The sequence below is a fragment of the Sulfurimonas sp. NWX79 genome (assembly GCF_039667035.1).
GTDB lineage: Bacteria > Campylobacterota > Campylobacteria > Campylobacterales > Sulfurimonadaceae > Sulfurimonas > Sulfurimonas indica.
Genome location: NZ_JALCZL010000011.1, coordinates 1 through 18,115, shown reverse-complemented (window position 1 = coordinate 18,115; position 18,115 = coordinate 1). Strand labels below are relative to the sequence as shown.

Annotated in this window: 17 protein-coding genes and 1 rRNA gene; 5 read left to right on the top strand and 13 right to left on the bottom strand. The window is 38.6% G+C overall.

Features of this window, described 5'->3' with window-relative positions; genetic code table 11:
* Window positions 1–11: 11 nt before the first annotated feature.
* The gene (locus MNY27_RS06195) at window positions 12–647 is read right to left on the bottom strand and encodes a recombinase family protein (RefSeq protein ID WP_152184113.1); all 636 of its coding nucleotides are present in this window, start codon (window positions 645–647) and stop codon (window positions 12–14) included.
* Between the two features lie 201 nt (window positions 648–848).
* On the opposite strand from MNY27_RS06195, the gene metH reads away from it, so the two are divergent.
* A complete protein-coding gene (metH, locus tag MNY27_RS06190; protein ID WP_152184114.1) occupies window positions 849–4,331 on the top strand; it encodes a methionine synthase in 3,483 nt (1,160 codons plus the stop codon).
* On the opposite strand, the gene MNY27_RS06185 is transcribed toward metH, so the two are convergent.
* From MNY27_RS06185 to glmM, 7 genes are all read right to left on the bottom strand, one after another.
* Window positions 4,332–5,840, bottom strand: coding sequence for a YifB family Mg chelatase-like AAA ATPase (locus tag MNY27_RS06185; protein ID WP_152184115.1), 1,509 nt, complete (start codon window positions 5,838–5,840; stop codon window positions 4,332–4,334). It abuts the gene before it with no gap.
* Window positions 5,841–5,920: 80 nt separating this feature from the next.
* Window positions 5,921–6,451: a peptide deformylase gene (gene def, locus MNY27_RS06180; RefSeq protein WP_152184116.1), complete on the bottom strand. Its 531-nt coding sequence runs from the start codon at window positions 6,449–6,451 to the stop codon at window positions 5,921–5,923.
* A 16-nt stretch (window positions 6,452–6,467) separates the two neighbouring features.
* Window positions 6,468–7,523 (bottom strand): GGDEF domain-containing protein, encoded by a 1,056-nt coding sequence (locus tag MNY27_RS06175; protein ID WP_152184117.1) that lies wholly within the window; start codon window positions 7,521–7,523, stop codon window positions 6,468–6,470.
* A gap of 12 nt (window positions 7,524–7,535) precedes the next feature.
* The gene (gene clpP / locus MNY27_RS06170; protein ID WP_152184118.1) at window positions 7,536–8,126 is read right to left on the bottom strand and encodes an ATP-dependent Clp endopeptidase proteolytic subunit ClpP; all 591 of its coding nucleotides are present in this window, start codon (window positions 8,124–8,126) and stop codon (window positions 7,536–7,538) included.
* A gap of 1 nt (window position 8,127) precedes the next feature.
* On the bottom strand, window positions 8,128–9,423 hold the full coding sequence (gene tig / locus MNY27_RS06165; RefSeq protein ID WP_346392009.1) for a trigger factor: 1,296 nt from the start codon (window positions 9,421–9,423) through the stop codon (window positions 8,128–8,130).
* A 49-nt stretch (window positions 9,424–9,472) separates the two neighbouring features.
* Window positions 9,473–9,928, bottom strand: coding sequence for a signal peptidase II (gene lspA / locus MNY27_RS06160; RefSeq protein ID WP_346392008.1), 456 nt, complete (start codon window positions 9,926–9,928; stop codon window positions 9,473–9,475).
* Window positions 9,921–11,261, bottom strand: coding sequence for a phosphoglucosamine mutase (gene glmM / locus MNY27_RS06155; RefSeq protein ID WP_346392007.1), 1,341 nt, complete (start codon window positions 11,259–11,261; stop codon window positions 9,921–9,923). Before glmM ends, lspA begins: the two co-directional genes overlap by 8 nt.
* A 206-nt stretch (window positions 11,262–11,467) precedes the next feature.
* Between glmM and rpsT the strand changes: the two genes are divergently transcribed.
* Both rpsT and prfA read left to right on the top strand, forming a co-directional pair.
* Complete coding sequence (rpsT, locus tag MNY27_RS06150; RefSeq protein WP_152184122.1) at window positions 11,468–11,728, top strand: 30S ribosomal protein S20; 261 nt, start codon at window positions 11,468–11,470, stop codon at window positions 11,726–11,728.
* Window positions 11,729–11,740: 12 nt separating this feature from the next.
* A complete protein-coding gene (gene prfA / locus MNY27_RS06145) occupies window positions 11,741–12,808 on the top strand; it encodes a peptide chain release factor 1 (protein WP_152184123.1) in 1,068 nt (355 codons plus the stop codon).
* Window positions 12,809–12,819: 11 nt separating this feature from the next.
* Here prfA and dapF read toward each other — a convergent pair whose 3' ends face one another.
* From dapF to MNY27_RS06130, 3 genes are all read right to left on the bottom strand, one after another.
* Window positions 12,820–13,578: a diaminopimelate epimerase gene (gene dapF / locus MNY27_RS06140; protein ID WP_346392006.1), complete on the bottom strand. Its 759-nt coding sequence runs from the start codon at window positions 13,576–13,578 to the stop codon at window positions 12,820–12,822.
* 104 nt (window positions 13,579–13,682) lie between these two features.
* Window positions 13,683–14,279: a dephospho-CoA kinase gene (gene coaE, locus MNY27_RS06135; protein ID WP_346392005.1), complete on the bottom strand. Its 597-nt coding sequence runs from the start codon at window positions 14,277–14,279 to the stop codon at window positions 13,683–13,685.
* Window positions 14,279–14,827, bottom strand: a complete 549-nt coding sequence (locus MNY27_RS06130; protein ID WP_152184126.1) for a spermidine synthase — start codon at window positions 14,825–14,827, stop codon at window positions 14,279–14,281. Before MNY27_RS06130 ends, coaE begins: the two co-directional genes overlap by 1 nt.
* A gap of 195 nt (window positions 14,828–15,022) precedes the next feature.
* On the opposite strand from MNY27_RS06130, the gene MNY27_RS06125 reads away from it, so the two are divergent.
* Window positions 15,023–15,223, top strand: a complete 201-nt coding sequence (locus MNY27_RS06125) for a DUF2892 domain-containing protein (RefSeq protein ID WP_152184127.1) — start codon at window positions 15,023–15,025, stop codon at window positions 15,221–15,223.
* Entirely contained in the window at window positions 15,223–16,221 is a 999-nt protein-coding gene (purM, locus tag MNY27_RS06120; protein ID WP_346392004.1) for a phosphoribosylformylglycinamidine cyclo-ligase, read from the top strand. Before MNY27_RS06125 ends, purM begins: the two co-directional genes overlap by 1 nt.
* 154 nt (window positions 16,222–16,375) lie before the next feature.
* Here the strand turns inward: purM and MNY27_RS06115 are convergent, their stop codons facing one another.
* Together MNY27_RS06115 and rrf are read right to left on the bottom strand one after the other, a co-directional pair.
* Complete coding sequence (locus tag MNY27_RS06115; RefSeq protein ID WP_346392003.1) at window positions 16,376–17,587, bottom strand: outer membrane protein transport protein; 1,212 nt, start codon at window positions 17,585–17,587, stop codon at window positions 16,376–16,378.
* A gap of 418 nt (window positions 17,588–18,005) precedes the next feature.
* Window positions 18,006–18,115 (bottom strand): 5S ribosomal RNA (gene rrf / locus MNY27_RS06110); the annotation flags it as partial.

The following is an 18,115-nucleotide window of genomic DNA, read 5'->3' as shown; positions in this document are numbered from 1 at the left end:
CTCCCAATTTATTATTTTGGACAGGTAATTGTGTTAATTACCTGCTCTTCTGCATCTTTTGGTGCTTCTGGCAGCAATGACCCAAATGCGACCTGTTTGAGTTCACGTGATTCGATATAATCCTTAAGTGAACTTCTACTCACATCTAAAAGTCTTGCCATTTCGCTCACACTTTTACCATCTTTTATAAATGCGATAATATCATTTATATAAACATCAAATTTTGAATTCGAGCGACTTCCTTTAGGTCGGCCAATAACCCTTTTGGACTCATTCTGCAGTTTTTGACGAAGTTGGTCCATCAATCCTAAAACGAGCATCACACTACTCTGTTGTGTCATTATAACAGATTGCTTGATAAAATGGACACTAAACTCATTTTTAAGTAAACATGAAAACATCTGAATCAGATCTTCCATGTTTGTTGTTAGCACCCATACATCATAAATCAGCAGTGTTGCTCTGTTTTTGGATTGAAAATATTTTGTCACTTCACCTCTTGCTTCAAGACGCTTGTTTTGTGAAGTGTAGTCAACGAACTCATCATCAATAACAAGGTTGTTTGAAATAGCATAAGAATTTATCAGCTGCAGCTGTTCATGTGCAGGTGCAAAATTCTTATCTGGTCTTATGTATGCAATTACCATTTAACGATTAAACCTCTCTTATTATTGATTTTCATCGTCATTATACACTATTTTGACGAATTAAGTCAATAGTTTTTTAGTTTATTTCGTCATTTTATCTATTATTTGTCTTAAAAGATTTATTTTTCATAGTAGTTACAGCAGTTTTTATGTCCTCATGCGATAAAATATCCTCAATATTTTAGAAGCAAAAGAGTGTCAATGACAACACAAGAGTATATCTTAGAGACTATAAAGAAGCGCCCGCTTATCATTGATGGAGCAATGGGTACACAACTCCAACAGCGTGACGATCAAATTCCAAAAGAGGCATGGGAAGGCAATGAAGGGTGTAATGAGCTCTTAAATGTTACAGCACCCGAGATTATGAATGATATCTTCAGTGCCTATCTTACAGCTGGAGCAGATTTTATCACGACAAATACTTTTGGTTCTTTTAGCTGGGTCTTGGATGAGTATCAGATTGGTCATCGTGCCTATGAGCTCACAAAGGCTGGAGCAGAGCTTGTAAAAAAACAGTGCCAAAAGTTCTCAACTCCCGAGCATCCACGTTTTTGTCTTGGCTCTATCGGTCCAGGAACAAAACTGCCATCACTCGGACATATTACTTATGATGAGATGTATGAAGGCTACACAGAGTTTTGTCTCGCCCTCATCGATGGTGGTGTAGATGTTTTTCTTCTTGAAACCTGTCAGGATCCGCTTCAGATAAAAGCTGCTCTTCATGCTTGTGAAGAAGCCTGTCGTCAAAAAGAGGTAGATATTCCAATTATGGTCTCTGTTACTATTGAGCTCAGTGGTTCGATGCTCATAGGTACAGATGCACAAACTATTGCAACTATCATGGAACCTTTTAACATCATCTCTCTAGGGTTTAACTGTGGAACAGGACCTGAGCAGGTTGAAAAACATGTTAAAACACTCTCCGAGCTTTGGGGGAAACCTATAAGTGTACATGCAAATGCAGGTCTGCCACAAAACCGTGGAGGTTACACCTACTACCCAATGGGACCAAATGAGTTTGCAGATAAGCAGGAAAATTTCTTAAAGTATGATGGTGTGAGCTTTTTAGGTGGTTGCTGCGGAACAACTCCGCAACACATCCGTGCTCTTGTTGACAGAGTTGCAAACATTACACCAAAAGCACCAAGTGGTTCTCAGGAGAACTCACTGGCTTCTCTTTTTAATACTGTTCCACTGATGCAACAGCCTGCTCCTCTGCTTATGGGAGAACGCTCAAATGCAACAGGCTCAAAAGCCTTCCGTGAGCTTCTGCTTGCCGAAGATTATGAAGGTACCCTCTCTGTAGCACAGCAACAGGTACGTGCCGGGGCACATGTTATTGATGTCAATGTCGGTTTTGCCGGTCGCGATGAGACAAAAGATATGAATGCCGTCATGGGGATGTACAACCAAAAGATTCCTATCCCTCTTATGCCGGACTCCACACAGACAAAAGGATTAGAGACCGCACTGAAAAACATCGGTGGTCGTCCAATTTTAAACTCTGTAAATCTTGAAGATGGTGAAGAAAAATTCGATGCGGTTTGCCAACTGGCTAAAAAGTTTGGTACTGCCCTCGTATGTCTTACTATCGATGAAGTGGGAATGGCAAAAACAGTTGAAAATAAACTCGCCATAGCTGAGCGTATCATCAAACTTGCAACTGAGCGTCATGGGCTTAAAAAAGAGGACCTTGTCTTTGATGTGCTTACCTTTACACTTGGGTCTGGTGATGAAGAGTATCTTGATGCCGGTATCAATACCATTGAAGCCATTCGTGAGCTGCGTAAGCGTCATCCTGAAGTTGGTACTACTCTTGGGCTCTCCAATATCTCTTTTGGTCTTGATAAAGATGCACGCCCATACCTTAACTCTATGTTTTTACACCACTGTCTCGAAGCAGGTCTGACATCCGTTATTATCAATGTTAAACATATCATTCCGATTAACAAAATAAGCAAAGAAGACCAAGAGATTTGTGACAACCTTATCTTTAATCGTGGAGAAGACCCGCTCTTTAAATTCATTGAGCACTTTAGCTCAAAAGAAGCTGTTGATAATGAAGCTGAAGATGCTGAATATCTGGCGATGAGCGATGAAGAGAAAATTGCAAAACTCTTGATGGATGGCGATAAAGATAGAATGATCCCTCTTGTTGAAGAGGTGCGTCACCGCATCGCTCCTGAAGTCATTGTCAATGAAATTTTAATCGATGCGATGAAAGTTATCGGTGAGCTCTTTGGTTCAGGACAGATGCAGCTTCCTTTTGTACTCCAATCTGCAGAAACAATGAAAAAGACGGTTGATTATCTTAACCCTTACCTACCAAAAGTTGAAAAAGAGGTCGATACAACTCTTGTCCTTGGAACGGTAAAAGGAGATGTACATGATGTTGGGAAAAACCTTGTTGATATCATTCTCTCTAATAATGGTTACAAAGTGAAAAACCTTGGTATCAAAGTAGAGCTTGAGCAGTATTTAGAGACTCTTAATGAGGGGCATGTTTCAGCCCTTGGAATGAGTGGGCTGCTTGTAAAATCAACACAAGTTATGCTTGAAAATCTTAAAACATTGGAAGAAAAAGGCATCACTATCCCGATTTTACTTGGCGGTGCGGCACTGACACGCAGTTTTATCGATGATTTTTGTCGTCCTGCTTACAGCGGTCCTATTTTTTACTGTAAGGATGCCTTTGACGGGGTTACTGCCATGAGCCGTATAGAGGCGGGCAATATGGACACAAACCTCCATCCTGATGCTCCTGAAATTGAGAAGAAAGAGGAAAAAGAGGTCATCATCCCTCCTTACGAAGAGATAAAAATGCCTTCACGTGAGGTTCCGATTCCAACCCCTCCATTTTGGGGACGCCGTGAGATAAAGCTCACACAGCAACAAGTAGAGATGGCCTTTAAGTGGATAAACCATAAACTTCTTTTTAAATCACGCTGGGGATATACATCAAAAGGTATGAGCAAAGAGGAGTATCAAAAACAGCTTGATGAAGTGGTCTGGCCGGCTTATGAAAAGCTCAAACGCCGCTTTATAGATGAACAGCTCTTTGAACCAACGATCCTCTATGGCTATTGGCCTTGTCGCAGTGATGACAACTCTCTACTTATCTTTGATGAGAGTGAAGGGTGGCACTCTGAGGATGAAATAAACCATGAGCCACTCAAAAATGTTATAGGGCGAGCAGAAGAGATATTTACTTTCCCAAGACAAAGAAAGAAACCGCACCGAGCTCTGAGTGATTATTTCCATGCAGACCGTCATGATGTCATTGCTCTTACCTGTGTCAGTGCAGGAAGCAAACTGAGTGAAGTTGAGCGTGAGATATATGAACGTGGAGACTATACAGAGTACTACCAATTCCACGGACTAGGAGTCGAGCTTGCAGAAGCACTTGCAGAGATTGCTCATAAACAGATACGACTTGATTTAAACATCGCAAAAGATGAAGGAAACACATTAGCAGATGTACGCATGAACCGCTATCAGGGAAGTCGCTACTCCTTTGGTTACGCAGCCTGTCCGGACTTAGAGCTTAATCGTCCACTCTTTAATCTTTTAAAACCCCAAGAGTTTGGTATAGAGCTAAGTGAAACCTTTCAGATTCATCCGGAGCAATCAACATCTGCATTAGTGGTTTATCATCCAGAAGCCACATATTATAATGTGTAACTACCTACGTCTATAAGAGAGTGCCTCTAAAAGGTGCTCTTTTTTTATACGTTCCGAACTATCCAAATCAGCTACCGTTCGTGCAACCTTTTGTACTTTTTTAATGCTCCTAAATGATAAACGAAAACGCTCAACTGCCATTTCCAAAGTAGTTGTTGCATCCTCATCCATTACACAATACTGCTCTATCGCATCATCATCCAGCTTAGCATTAAAGCTGTTTTGTCCTCTTTTTCTTGCAAATATATGTGCCTCAACAACTTTTTTATGCAACTCTTTGGAAGAATAACTTGGCTTATCATAAGACTTGACGTTTTGCATCGTCACAGAGATGTCAATACGATCCAAAAAAGGCTCAGAGAGTCTGTTTTTATATTTTTGAATCTCTAGCTCATTACATCTGCACTCTTTGTGCTCATCCAAAAGGTTAGCACAAGGGCATGGATTCATCGCTCCAACAAACAAAAAGTTCGCCGGATATTCCACTTTGGAATGTACACGTGAGATACGGATCTTATTATCCTGCATAGGCTCACGCAGAGCTTCTAGAACTGATTTTGAAAAATATGGCAGCTCATCAAAGAATAAGATGCCATTATTCGCAAGTCCTATTTCGCCGATGCGGGCTTTATGACTCCCACCTCCAAAAATAGAAGCAAGGGTAGAGCTGTGATGCGGATTTTTAAAAGGACGATGCGGTTTAAAGTCCGGTTCATTTCCTTCCAAGACCTGCAGTTTTGCAAAATCAAGTATCTCTGACATCTGCATTGGTGGCAAGATATAGCGAAGCCGAGAGGCTATCATACTTTTTCCACAACCGGGACTACCTTCTAAAAGCAGATTATGCATCCCCGCAGCTGCAATGAGTGCTGCACGTTTTGCCACTTCTTGACCTTTTACATCAATAAAATCCTCTTCATACTCTTTAACATAGTAATATCTTTTAGCACCCAGTTCATAAAAAGGGTACTCTATAGCACTGCTAGATACTGATGGCGTTATCTGCTTTTGATTTTTTAAAACTTCCATTGCCTCTTTGAGTGTATTCACTCCGTAAAAAGCAACATTTGGAATTTTAGAGAGCTTCTCTAATGATTCTGCCGGTACGATTACCTTACTTATCAAGCCTTGATTTGCCAAAGAGAGGATGAGAGGGTAGAGCTGTATGTTCTCTTTGACATCACCTGAGAGTCCAAGCTCACCAAAAATGAACCACTCATCAAAATCTTCTACTGCATCATTGAGCAAAATTAAAAGTGCGATGCTCAGGTCAAAATGAGAGCCTGATTTTGAGAGTTCACTTGGGGAGAGATTGAGTGTTATGCGTTTTGGAGGAAAAGAAAACTCATTACTCAGCAGTGCTGATTTTACCCGCTCTTTAGCTTCTGATATGGCAGTTGAGACCATGCCAACAATGGAAAAGGACGGTAAGCCTTTTGTCAGTGTTGCTTCCACCTCAACAACTTTGGCTTCTATACCTTCGTTTGTAGCACACTTTATCTTTTTCATACAGCAACCTCATTGTAGTTATCTGTATCTTAGTGGGTTTTTAAATTAACTTGGAGGAATATGACAAAATGCCATATTTATTATGCAGATTTTTTAGCTTTTCGCTCTTTTTGGAGTTTTTTATACTCTTTTTCAAACTTTTTACGACGTGCATAAGAGAGTTTGTCAATAAATAGGATACCATCTAAATGGTCCATCTCATGCTGAATCGCAATGGCTAAAAGCCCATCTGCTTCAAGTGTCTTAGTATTACCGTCCCTATCTTGATAGTTAATTGTCACTTTTTCATAGCGTTTTATATCTTCATAAAACTGAGGAACACTGAGACACCCTTCTTGATATGTCGTCTCACCTGACTTCTCTACAAGAATCGGATTTATAATTTCTAAAAGATTTTCAGGAGGCTGCTCTCCATCCTCATCGGGAATGTTTAAAATAAGCGCGCGAATAGGATGTGCTACTTGAATAGCTGCAAGCCCTATGCCGTTTGTATTTATCATCAACGGGTTCATTGCATCTAAAAGCTGATGAAGTTTTTCATCAAAAACTTTAACCTCTTTGGACTTCTCACGCAGACGTTTATCTGGATACTCTACTATATTTAACTTCATCTCTTAAAACTGTTTCCTATTTTCTAAGCGAAACTGCATAATCTGAATTTTTTAACTCATACGCTTTTTCTATACCATCTAATGCACTCACCACTATCTCTTCGACAGAAAAGTCCGGGTCGATGTCTGTTACACCAATTGAGATTTTCAGCTGAATCTCACGGTCTGCCAAGAAGAAGTTTGAATTTGAAACAAGTTCACACAGACGTTCGCTTGCTTTTTTCGCACTATCAATATCAGTATGTTTGAGTAGCATTGAAAAAACACCATTGCCATAGTGTGCAACTATATCACTACGTCTTGAAGTTTTCAGAAGTAGTCTTGCTATAGTTCTAACCATTAAGAGTACTGCTTTTTCATTGTTAACACTCTTTTTAAGTTCACGAGAAAGCTCTATCATAATGAGTGAACTTTTATGATGGAACTCTTTAATAAGCCCCATCTCCTGCTCAATCTTTGTTAAAAGATAGCGTTTATTGTAAACTCCAAACTGATTGTCAAAAATTGTCTCATTCTCTACATTTTTCACTATCTTGGCAGTAACATCATAGATAGTTCGCATCTGCATGCTTTGTGTTTTGAGTATTGTATTGAGTTTTGTTACATCATTCTCTAAGGTCGAAATGATTGCAAGTGCTTCCTGTGCTTCTGGTTTATCAGCAAGCTCTTGCTTTCTTTTTTCTAAGATCTTTGTCATCAAAGACATGTTCTTATAAAGATTAGCTGTAACTCCCAAGATGCCTTTTATAGAACTAAAGCCCTGCTTAAGGCTTTGTTCAAGTGCAATGGTGTTTTCATCTTCATCATTCTCTTCAAGCTCCAAGATAGAGTGAATCTGTTTGCGAAGATTTTCACTCTTATCTTCTAAAAGTCTGTCAAAGTAAAGTGAAAAGTTATTTGGTGTCGGTGGGAGATTATCTGCAGTGAGGGCATTTAAAACCTCTTTTGCATAGATTTCAATATCACTTGAGGGACTATCCATATCAAGAGCACTGATAACAGGCATATCTACATCAGAACTAGGTTCATCAATATTTCTACGACTCTTTTTTTTTCTTAATGTGCCTGCCATCTCTAACTCCTTCTACTCTTTGTCGCTCTTTTGCAAAACTTCATCAATCATACCATACTCTTTTGCTTCTGCGGCACTCATAAAGTTGTCACGGTCTGTATCAAGCTCCACTGTTTTTACATCCTGACCGGTATTTGCTGCCAAGATTTCATTGAGCTCTTTTTTCATACGAAGAATCTCTTCAGCCTGAATAGCGATGTCCGTTGCCTGACCCTGCGCACCACCAAGTGGTTGATGAATCATGATACGTGCGTGAGGCAGTGCATAACGCTTGCCTTTTTCTCCACTAGAGAGTAAAAAAGCACCCATAGACGCCGCTTGACCAATACAGATAGTCGCTACATTTGGACGAATGTAGTTCATTGTATCATATATTGCCATACCGGCAGTCACTACACCACCCGGAGAGTTAATGTAGAAGTAGATATCTTTTTCAGGGTCTTCTGCTTCAAGAAACAAAAACTGTGCAACAATTGTAGAAGCAACAGCATCATTTACTTCACCGCTAAGCATAACGATTCTATCTTTTAAAAGACGAGAGTAGATATCATAAGAGCGTTCACCACGCCCTGTTTTTTCCACTACATAAGGAATATAGCTCATATTATTCTTCTATCTTCTTGTTTAAAAGTGTAGTGAGAACTCTGTCCTCTACCATTGACATCTGAATTGCCGGAAGGTATCCTGCATCTTTATACTGATCGTATGCTTTTTGTGGATCTTGACCCATTTGCATTGCTTCAAAGTAGATAGTTTGCATTACTTCTTGCTCTTCAACTTTTACACCAAGTTTTGCTGCAAGTGCATCGATGATAAATGTTGCTTTTACACTTTTTGTTGCTTCATCACGGAAAGACTCACGTAACTCTTCAAGTTTCTCTTTGTTCTCACGCAGCTCTTTAATCTCATCTTCACTCATAGTAGAAGCTTTTTTATTTACTGCCATATCGATCTCTTGGTCAACAACAAACTCTGGAAGATCAAAGTCAATTTTTTCAACAAGTGCTTCTAAAAGTTTTGGTTTTAGCTCTTCATTGTAAAGTTTTGCAAGTTTTTCTTGCTCTAATGCTTTTTTCACTTCAGTTTTAAGTTCATCAACTGTAGCATCTTCTTTACTTAAAAGTTTTTGTGCAAATTCATCATTTACTTCTACTTCATCTTTAACTTTTATTTGGTTTACTTTTACTTTGAACATTGCATCTTTACCAGCAAGATCTTTAGAACCATAGTTTTCTGGGAATGTTACATTGATCTCTACTTCTTCATCACGTTTTACACCGATAAGCTGGTCTTCAAAACCTGGAATGAACTGACCTGAACCTAAAAGAAGTTCAAAATTCTCAGCAGCCCCTCCCTCAAAAGCCTTTCCATCAATAAAACCTTCGAAGTCGATTACTGCAGTATCACCTTCTCTCATTTTACGGTTACGTTTGATGTTTACTAATGGTGCTTGCCCTTCTGCGATCTCTTTGATTCTTTCATCTACTTCTTTATCTGTAACTTCCGGTTTTTTGAAGTCTGGTACCAAACTATCAACATCATCAAGATTAATCTCCGGACGCTGTGCTACTTTGATAGCTACTTCGATTTTATCGTCACTTTTGTCAAACTTAGAAATAGTCGGCTCACCGATTAAAGAGTCATTAGAAACATTTAACTCATCTAAACCTTTAGAGAGCACCTCACGCAATGCTTCAGCTTCTGCATCTTCAACAAGTTTTTGTCCATACTGCTTTTTAATGATTGCTACAGGAACTTTTCCTTTTCTAAACCCTTGAATATTTGCAGTTTTGCTTAATTGTTTAGCAATTTTTTCTACATTAGCATTTACCTCATCCATAGAGATTACTGCTTCGATCTCAGCATTTGCGCCATTAATTTTGTTTGCTTTGATTTCCATCAATTTCCTTCGCACTATATTATTTTGGGCAATTATACCAAAAATGTATTTAACTTTTACACCACTGTGGTTTAAAGTTTAAAATTAACAACCACACCACTGCCAAATCTATCATCACATCAGCGAAATTAAAAACAGCAAAATTAAATCCGCAGTGCCAATAGACCATATCGACAACACCCTCATGGATAAATCTGTCATAGATGTTTGAAAAAGCACCACCAAGAAGTATACCAACTGGCAGTGCATAGCAAATTTTTTGCAGATATATTACATAAATAAGAACACCCGAGACCAAAAGTAGTTGAATATATTTGAGATAGTCATCCAAAAATGCAAACATCGAAAATGCCACACCTTTATTATATACAAGTATCAAATCGATACAATCTGTGTAGTAGCGAAAACCTTCCACAAAGAGGGACTTTATATTTTGATCAATGATGAAAATACCGGCAAGTGCAAAAAGGAGTATTGCTAAAAGTCGTAGTGTGTGGTTAGTCATTGAGTGCTTTTTTAAAAAATGCCACAAGTGCATCCATTTTTTCTTCCATCAACTTGCTGTTTTTTGCTTCAAGCAGCACTCGAAGCTTATTTTCTGTTCCAGAGTAGCGAATTAATTGACGTATACCTTGCTTTTCAAGAGATGCTAACTCTTCATACAAACCTTCAATGCTATTGAGTGGTTTTTTCTCTTTTACTTGAATATTAACAAGTTTTTGCGGATAGAGTGAAAATGGACGCAGTGCCTCAGAAGCTTTTTTCTTTTTATCTATCAGAAGTGCTAAAACAGCAAGAGCAGAGACCAGACCATCTCCAGTCTTTGCAAAATCATGCAGTATCACATGTCCGCTCTGCTCACCACCAAAATTAATACCCTCTTTTTTCATAATCTCTAAAACATTCTTATCACCAACATCCGAACGATAGAGCTTGAGCCCGTGAACATCAAGATAATCATCAAGCCCTTTGTTGCTCATCACTGTAGCAACAATACCAGCACCTTGAAGCACACCTCTCTCATGCATATAGACTCCCAGTGAACCTAAAAGCTGATCACCATCAACAACCTCACCTTGCTCATCTATGATAACGACCCTGTCAGCATCTCCATCAAGGGCTATTCCCAAATCTGCTCTGTACTTGACTACTGCATTTTGCAGATCTTTTGTATGCAGAGCTCCACACCCTTCATTGATGTTAAAACCATCCGGTTTGTCATGCAATACTATCACCTCAGCACCAAGCTCTTCTAAAACAGTAGGACCTACTTTGTACGCAGCTCCATTTGCAGTATCGAGTACTATACGCATGCCCTGCAAAGTCATCTCTACAGGAAAAGAGTTTTTTAGCTGTACAATATAACGCCCGATAACATCATCGATACGTTTTGCTTTTCCTATCTTTTTACCAGTGACCTGTGCCTCACGCAGAGCTTCATCATCAAAGAAAATATCTTCTATCTTTTTCTCTACCTCTCTTGAAAACTTATCTCCACGTCCATCAAAAAATTTAATCCCATTATCTTCGAAAGAGTTATGTGAAGCTGAAATCATAATCCCCGCATCACAACGCATATTTTCCGTGATGAATGCAATGGCAGGTGTCGGCATCGGTCCTACTTCAACCACATCAAAACCAACAGCCGTAAGCCCACTTACAAGAGCATTCTCTATCATATACCCGCTTCTTCGTGTATCCTTGCCTACTAGAATCTTGCTTGTCACTGCGTGAGGCTTGAGATATATTCCCGCTGCCATCGCCAGTTTCATAGCCACTTCGGCACTTAAAAAACTCCCAGCCTCACCACGCACTCCGTCTGTTCCAAATAGTCTCATTTTTGCTCACTTTAATATTCAAAATCGTTCTGTTTGCACTAAGGTTCTAAAAAAGAGACTCAGACCGAATGGAGGATTCGCTCTCTTTTTTAGGAGCTTAGTGTAAACATTTGTAGTAATTTCGAGTATTTTACCACCCTTTAACTTAATTTTAATTATCTTTAAGCTATTATTGCGCACTTATTTCCCAAAAAGGACAAATTAATATGGCAAATCATAAGTCATCAATTAAGAGAATTCGCCAGACTATCGTTCGTACAGAACGTAATCGTTTCTATAGAACTCGTCTTAAAAACATTGTAAAAGCAGTACGTTCAGCTATCGAAGCTGGTAACAAAGAAGAAGCACAAGCAGCATTTCAAATCGCTAACAAACAGATTCACAAATTTGTTAGTAAAGGTATCCTTAAAAAAGAGACTGCAGCTAGAAAAGTAAGCCGTCTTCACAAAGCTGTAAACGCTATATAAGGCTAACACCATATGTTAGCAGATAAACTTACTCCGTTTATCAACCGCTATAATGAACTTAGCGAACTGCTAAGTTCACCTGATATAACTTCTGACATCAAAAAGATGACAGAGCTCTCAAAAGAACAATCTTCCCTTTTACCTATCGTTGAAAAAGCAAAAGAGTACAAAGCACTTATCGAAGAGATAGCAGACTCAAAAGAGATGCTAAGTGACCCTGAAATGAGCGATATGGCAAAAGAGGAGCTCAAAGAGCTAGAACCTCGTGTGCCTGAGCTCGAAGAAGAGATTAAAATGCTTATGCTTCCAAAAGATCCAAATGATGATAGAAACATCATCGTTGAGCTCCGCGCAGGTGCAGGTGGAGATGAAGCAGCTATCTTCGTAGGTGACCTCTTTGGTGCCTACACTCGCTATGCAGACCTTAAAGGCTGGAAGATTGAGATTATGAGTACATCACCGAGTGATGCCGGTGGCTATAAAGAGGTCATCGCACTCATTAAAGGTGATCAGGTTTATTCTCGGTTGAAATATGAAGGTGGGACACACCGTGTTCAACGTGTTCCACAAACAGAATCACAAGGTCGTGTTCATACCTCTGCTATTACAGTAGCAGTTATGCCTGAAGTTGATGATGTTGAGATTGAGATTAATGAAAATGATCTCAAAATCGATGTTATGCGTTCAAGTGGTTGTGGTGGGCAGTCGGTAAACACTACAGACTCCGCTGTTCGTATCACACACTTGCCTTCAGGTATCGTTGTAACAAACCAGGACCAAAAATCGCAACATAAAAACAAAGAAAAAGCGATGAAAGTCTTAAAAGCGCGTCTGTATGACCTACAGATGCAAGAACAACAGTCTGAAAATGCAGCAGAACGTGCCGCACAGGTAGGAACTGGTGATAGAAGCGGGCGTATTCGAACCTACAACTATCCGCAAAATCGTATTAGTGATCATAGAATCAACTTGACACTTTACCGTTTAAATGAGATTATGAGCGGTGGTCTTTTTGATGAGATCATCGAACCACTTATCGCAGATAATCAAGCAAAAGTTGTTGAAGCTGCAGGACTTTAGTCCTCACGCTTCTAAACTTCCCACTCCGTCTCAAAGGTCTTTTTCACTCGCCCTTTAAAAGTAATTGTTCTCTCATTCACACCAAGATAAAGAGTATCTCCACTTGTTGGATAAACTTCAATGTTATTTTGTACTTTACCCTCTTTGTAAGCTCTGTAAAAACAAGCTGCCATTCCAGTTCCACAAGCCAAAGTCTCATCTTCTACACCACGTTCATAGGTTCGTACACGAAGGTTGCCATCTTCAACATACATCACATTGACATTGGCATTATAGACATAACGAAGCTCACGTGCCTCTTCTATATCAAACTGAGAAATATCATCTGTAAAACGTACTAAATGAGGAACACCTGTATTTACCAGCCACCAAGAGTGACCATTAAACTCTATAGAGTCATCAATTATCTCAGGAGGAGTAAGCTCTGAGAGTACCATACCACTTCTGGGTGTATTGTCTGTCACTTCTGCATGAATAACACCTGCACCCGTGAGAAAGTCCATGACTGCAGGTGCAAGATTATTATTGTAAGCATAATGAGCACAAGCACGACTGCCATTACCACACATATCTGCATGACTTCCATCAGAGTTATAAAACTCCCACTCAAAGTCATACTCTGCATGAGGCACAACAACGATGAGCCCATCCGCACCGATTCCCTCTTGACGATGACAAAGCTCACGTGCCAAATCATAGCGCTCTTCTTTTTTATCGGCATGGAATATTACAAAATCATTTCCATTGGCACTATATTTTGCTACTCTCATCTTTGTCTCCTATTAATAAATCTCATATAATTTCAGCAAAGCTAAAATTATATTCAGTCACTAAAGCTTTGCCTATCGGCAAGAAGAGTTATTTCGACTCTTTTTTACTTATTATATATCTTTTTTATCTTCTCTACAAAGTTCTCTACTTCATTTTGCAAGTGTTTGAGATTTTTTGAGTTATCTATCACCCATGTTGCACGATCACGCTTCTCATCAATCGGTAACTGCGAAGCAATCCGCTTGCGTGACTCCTCCTCTGAGTAGCCATTTCGTTTCATAAAACGCTCCAACTGAATCTCACTAGGCGTATAAACAACAACACTATCTTTGATTGGATAGTTGGCATTTTCAAAAAAAAGTGGAATATCAATCAGATAGGGAAATTTAAAACTGTCCTGTTTTTCACTTTGACGCTCAATTTCTGCTTTTATCTTTGGATGCAGATATGCCTCAAGCATTTTTTTCGCATCTGCATGAGAGAAGATGAAAGATCCAAGTTTTGCACGGTCAACTTTTCCATTGGAGATATACTCATCCCCAAAAGTCTCGCGCACCCACGCTACCGAATCATCTAAAATCTTATGAGAGATACTATCGGCATCAATAACCCGCATTCCGTTAAGAGCAAGCAGGGAAGCAACAGTGCTTTTTCCTGTTGCGATGGAACCGGTCAGTGCGATAGCATACTCATAAGCCATTAGTTTTTAATGATACCTTTATATGCCTTACGCACATTGTTTCCCATAGCAAATGCAGCAGGGTGTACATCTGAATTATAATACTCTAATCCATCAAGCATATCAGCACGCTGTAGGATGATGTCCGCTGTTGGATGGTACTCTTTTGAAGCCAAAAGTGCCATCTCACAATTCCCAAGATTATATGGCATTACAATTTTTGCATACTTGCCTAAGATACTCATCAGGTTTTTATTCTCTTCTTCATTTTCAAGTGAGCTAATCGGCATAACAACAAGCCCTGTCTCATTTAAAACACGATTGATATGTGCTAAAACTGCCGCGTCTTTTTCAAGTTCACAAATCACTACATCACAAGCACCATCTTTTACCTCACGCAAAGCATTTGCATCTGCAGAGATTACATCACAGCTGATATCATCGATATGCTTTTGCACCTCGCTTACCAAAGGCGCAGCCTCACTACTGATTATAAGTACATTATTTGGCTCTTTATGCGTACATAGTGGTACATGTACCATCATTTCATTATATATAAAATCTTTCATTATTTTATTATCCTTATACTTTTAACTTATTAGTAAAATAAAATAAGAGGCTCATGATCGAAGCGAGGATTTGTTCTCGTTTTTATTTTACTAATAAGTTTCTGAAGTTGAAGAGGATTTTATCCACTTTTGGATTAATTTTACTTAATTATAGATATAATTACAACAAATTAATATAAATCTAAAGGTATCACAATGGATTTTAATAAAATCAGATCGTTTTGTAGAGTTTTTCGTATCATCCTGGGCATTGCCCTTATCGCTGCTGGTATTGTTACTGGTATCTACTGGTTCTATTTGGGAATTCTCCCTCTCATAGCCGGTATCGCAAACTTCTGCCCACTCTGCATTGTCAGCAAAAAATGTGACTTACCTCAAGATTCGGAGCAAAAATAATGAGTCAAATTTCCTATAAAGATGCCGGTGTCGACATAGACGCAGGAAACAACTTTGTTGAAAATATCAAACCTTTAGTCAAAAGTACAAAAATCTCGGGTGTTCTTGGTGGCATCGGTTCATTTGCAGGTGCATTTGAGCTTCCAACTGGATTTAAAGAGCCGGTAATGCTTGCAGCAACGGATGGCGTTGGTACAAAGCTCAAACTTGCAATTGATAGTGGTATTCACAATACTGTAGGAATTGACCTTGTTGCAATGTGTGTCAATGACCTTATCTGTAACTTTGGGACTCCAAGCTTCTTTCTTGATTACTATGCAACGGGCAAACTTGATGTAAATGTTGCTACAAATGTGGTCGCAGGCATAGCTGAGGGCTGCGTGAGAAGTGAATGTGCACTTATTGGTGGTGAAACAGCTGAGATGCCAGGAATGTACTCTGAGGATGATTATGACCTTGCCGGTTTTGCAGTAGGTGTAGCAGAAAAGAGCGAGATGGATAGAGTAAGCCTTGTTCGCCCTGGTCACAAGTTAATTGCACTTCCATCTTCAGGTCTGCACTCAAACGGTTTCTCACTTGCAAGAAAAGTTCTTTTTGAAAAAATGAATATGAAATTCGATGACGAGTTTAATGGAAAACCACTCATCGAAACTCTACTAGAACCTACAAACATCTATGTAAAGACATTTAAAGCACTTAAAGATGAGATAGTTGCAATGGCACACATCACAGGTGGTGGAATTGTTGAAAACCTTCCTCGTGTACTTCCTGAAAACTTAATGGCAGAAGTACAAAAAGATACCATCAAAGTACTTCCTATCTTTGAACTTATGAGTGAACACATCGACAGAGATGAGATGTTCCGTGCATTTAATATGGGTGTAGGAATGATTTTAGTTGTAGAAGATGCTAATGTCGATAAAGTTCTTGCAACTGCTAAAGACTCTTATCTTATCGGTGAGATAAAAGAGGGACCTCGCGAAGCGAAACTCGTTTAACTTTCACTTTCTACAATATTTGAGGCCTTTATGGGCTTCAATCACTACAATATATTCACAGTATTTTAAATAAAATAAGTTTTTGAAAGAGGAAAGAAGAGTGTACCGCCAAAAGGCGATACGCTAAAAAGAAAGGAGAATTTCTTTTTAGTGACTAGAAGTCAAATGTCAACTGTGCGCTTACAGCTGTTTGTGAGTGTTTTGTTGTAATATTTTGACCAACAAAGTTTTTATATGTTTCAGTTTTCTCCGGAGCATAGTTAAATGCCAAATCTACTGAAGTTTGCTTATTAATATTATATGTACCACCAATTGCATAGTGAGATTCTACAATACCAGGAAAACCTAAAAGATTAAAAGTATTGATAACACCACCTGTTAATCCTGCACTGTTTGGTGTAGCATTTGTTTGTTCTGAAATTGGACTTGAAGCATAGTTGTAACCTAAACGCAGTGCCCAAGCATCTGTATTATACTCATAGCCCAGAGAGATTACATTTTGATCATCCCATGCAAAATCTTCATATCCTTTTGCAGATGACCACTTTATTTGTTTATAATCAAGAGCAACAGTATGTTCACTCATCGCATAAGATACACCTATACCAAGCTCAGCAGGCGTAGATAATTTATCATTATTATATGCACCAGCACTGAAATTTCCAATTACGCTTGCAAAACCTTTATATTCCATATCAATTTTTGATTTGTAAATTGCACCAACAGTCAAACCATTCATTTCATAAGAAGCACCAATGTTATAACCAAACTTTAAATCTTGTGCAACACCCATACCAGTTGCTAATGGTGCTCCAGTATATACATAGTTAACATCAAGTGAACCATATTGTAAAATTGGTGTTACTGCTATACTGAAAGCATCCATTTTGTATGCCAAAGGAACACCAAATTGCATTAATTGAAGATTTGTAACCATATTCAATTGTGTACCACCTGCAGTATCAATTTTTGTATCACGATAATCAACACCCATACCACCGGTTCCCCACATACCGATACCTACATAAAAATTATCATTGATTTTTGTAGCTAAAGAAACTTCTGGAATAACATTCATATCAGCAGTACTTTCTGCACTCGAATCGCCACCACCTAAGTTATTTGTATTTTTAACATTCGGCATGAAAAGTGTACCACCGAAAGAAATTTCAGTTGATTCAACAGAAGTAATTAAAGCAGGATTCACTAAAGCTGATTCTGCACCATGACTCATACCGATTCCAGTTCCAGCCATACCACGAGCTTTAGCACCCATACCGATTAATGTCGCACCATTTGTTGCAAATGCAGAAGTTGCACCTAAAGCTAAAGCAGCTACTACTGCTAATTTAATTGTTTTTTTCATTTTCTCTCCTTAAGAGTTATCAAAATATTGAGATAGCGATAAAGCTATTTCGATTGCAAGCATTATAGGTGATTAAATTTTAAGTGAATCTTAAATGAAAAGTAAACAATATAAAAAAATATTATATTTGCAATTAAAATCACTTGTATTATAGGAAATAGTAGTTTTTTTTATAGTTTTTATTTATAAAAGTGGCTTTTAAAGAGGAAATATCAGTAAAAATGATAAAAAACATCATAAATTAAAAGATATCTTATAAAAAGGAAATTGTGATAAAAAAATAATACTGTGCAGTTTTGTAACATAATTGTCACATTCTAATCACAAAAATATATGAAAGAATAGTACTTAAAAAATGTAAAAAGAGTGTAAAAAGTAAAGTGATTAGAGATTTAAAAGGGGAAAATAATTGATCCGAACTAGGCAGCGACCTACATTCCCACACCTGAAAGGTGCAGTATTATCAGCGATGAGAGGCTTAGCTTCTGGGTTCGGAATGGGGACCAGGCGTTTCCCTCTCTCTATAGC

Bases quoted from the DNA above. Each gene is read 5' to 3' on its own strand.
- prfA (WP_152184123.1), top strand. From the start codon at position 11,741: ATGTTAGCAGATAAACTTACTCCGTTTATCAACCGCTATAATGAACTT.
- MNY27_RS06185 (WP_152184115.1), bottom strand. From the start codon at position 5,840: ATGAAAAAGATAAAGTGTGCTACAAACGAAGGTATAGAAGCCAAAGTT.
- tig (WP_346392009.1), bottom strand. From the start codon at position 9,423: ATGGAAATCAAAGCAAACAAAATTAATGGCGCAAATGCTGAGATCGAA.
- purM (WP_346392004.1), top strand. From the start codon at position 15,223: ATGAGTCAAATTTCCTATAAAGATGCCGGTGTCGACATAGACGCAGGA.
- def (WP_152184116.1), bottom strand. From the start codon at position 6,451: ATGAAGTTAAATATAGTAGAGTATCCAGATAAACGTCTGCGTGAGAAG.
- rpsT (WP_152184122.1), top strand. From the start codon at position 11,468: ATGGCAAATCATAAGTCATCAATTAAGAGAATTCGCCAGACTATCGTT.
- dapF (WP_346392006.1), bottom strand. From the start codon at position 13,578: ATGAGAGTAGCAAAATATAGTGCCAATGGAAATGATTTTGTAATATTC.
- metH (WP_152184114.1), top strand. From the start codon at position 849: ATGACAACACAAGAGTATATCTTAGAGACTATAAAGAAGCGCCCGCTT.
- MNY27_RS06125 (WP_152184127.1), top strand. From the start codon at position 15,023: ATGGATTTTAATAAAATCAGATCGTTTTGTAGAGTTTTTCGTATCATC.
- MNY27_RS06195 (WP_152184113.1), bottom strand. From the start codon at position 647: ATGGTAATTGCATACATAAGACCAGATAAGAATTTTGCACCTGCACAT.
- clpP (WP_152184118.1), bottom strand. From the start codon at position 8,126: ATGAGCTATATTCCTTATGTAGTGGAAAAAACAGGGCGTGGTGAACGC.
- MNY27_RS06175 (WP_152184117.1), bottom strand. From the start codon at position 7,523: ATGGCAGGCACATTAAGAAAAAAAAAGAGTCGTAGAAATATTGATGAA.
- coaE (WP_346392005.1), bottom strand. From the start codon at position 14,279: ATGGCTTATGAGTATGCTATCGCACTGACCGGTTCCATCGCAACAGGA.
- lspA (WP_346392008.1), bottom strand. From the start codon at position 9,928: ATGACTAACCACACACTACGACTTTTAGCAATACTCCTTTTTGCACTT.
- glmM (WP_346392007.1), bottom strand. From the start codon at position 11,261: ATGAGACTATTTGGAACAGACGGAGTGCGTGGTGAGGCTGGGAGTTTT.
- MNY27_RS06130 (WP_152184126.1), bottom strand. From the start codon at position 14,827: ATGAAAGATTTTATATATAATGAAATGATGGTACATGTACCACTATGT.
- MNY27_RS06115 (WP_346392003.1), bottom strand. From the start codon at position 17,587: ATGAAAAAAACAATTAAATTAGCAGTAGTAGCTGCTTTAGCTTTAGGT.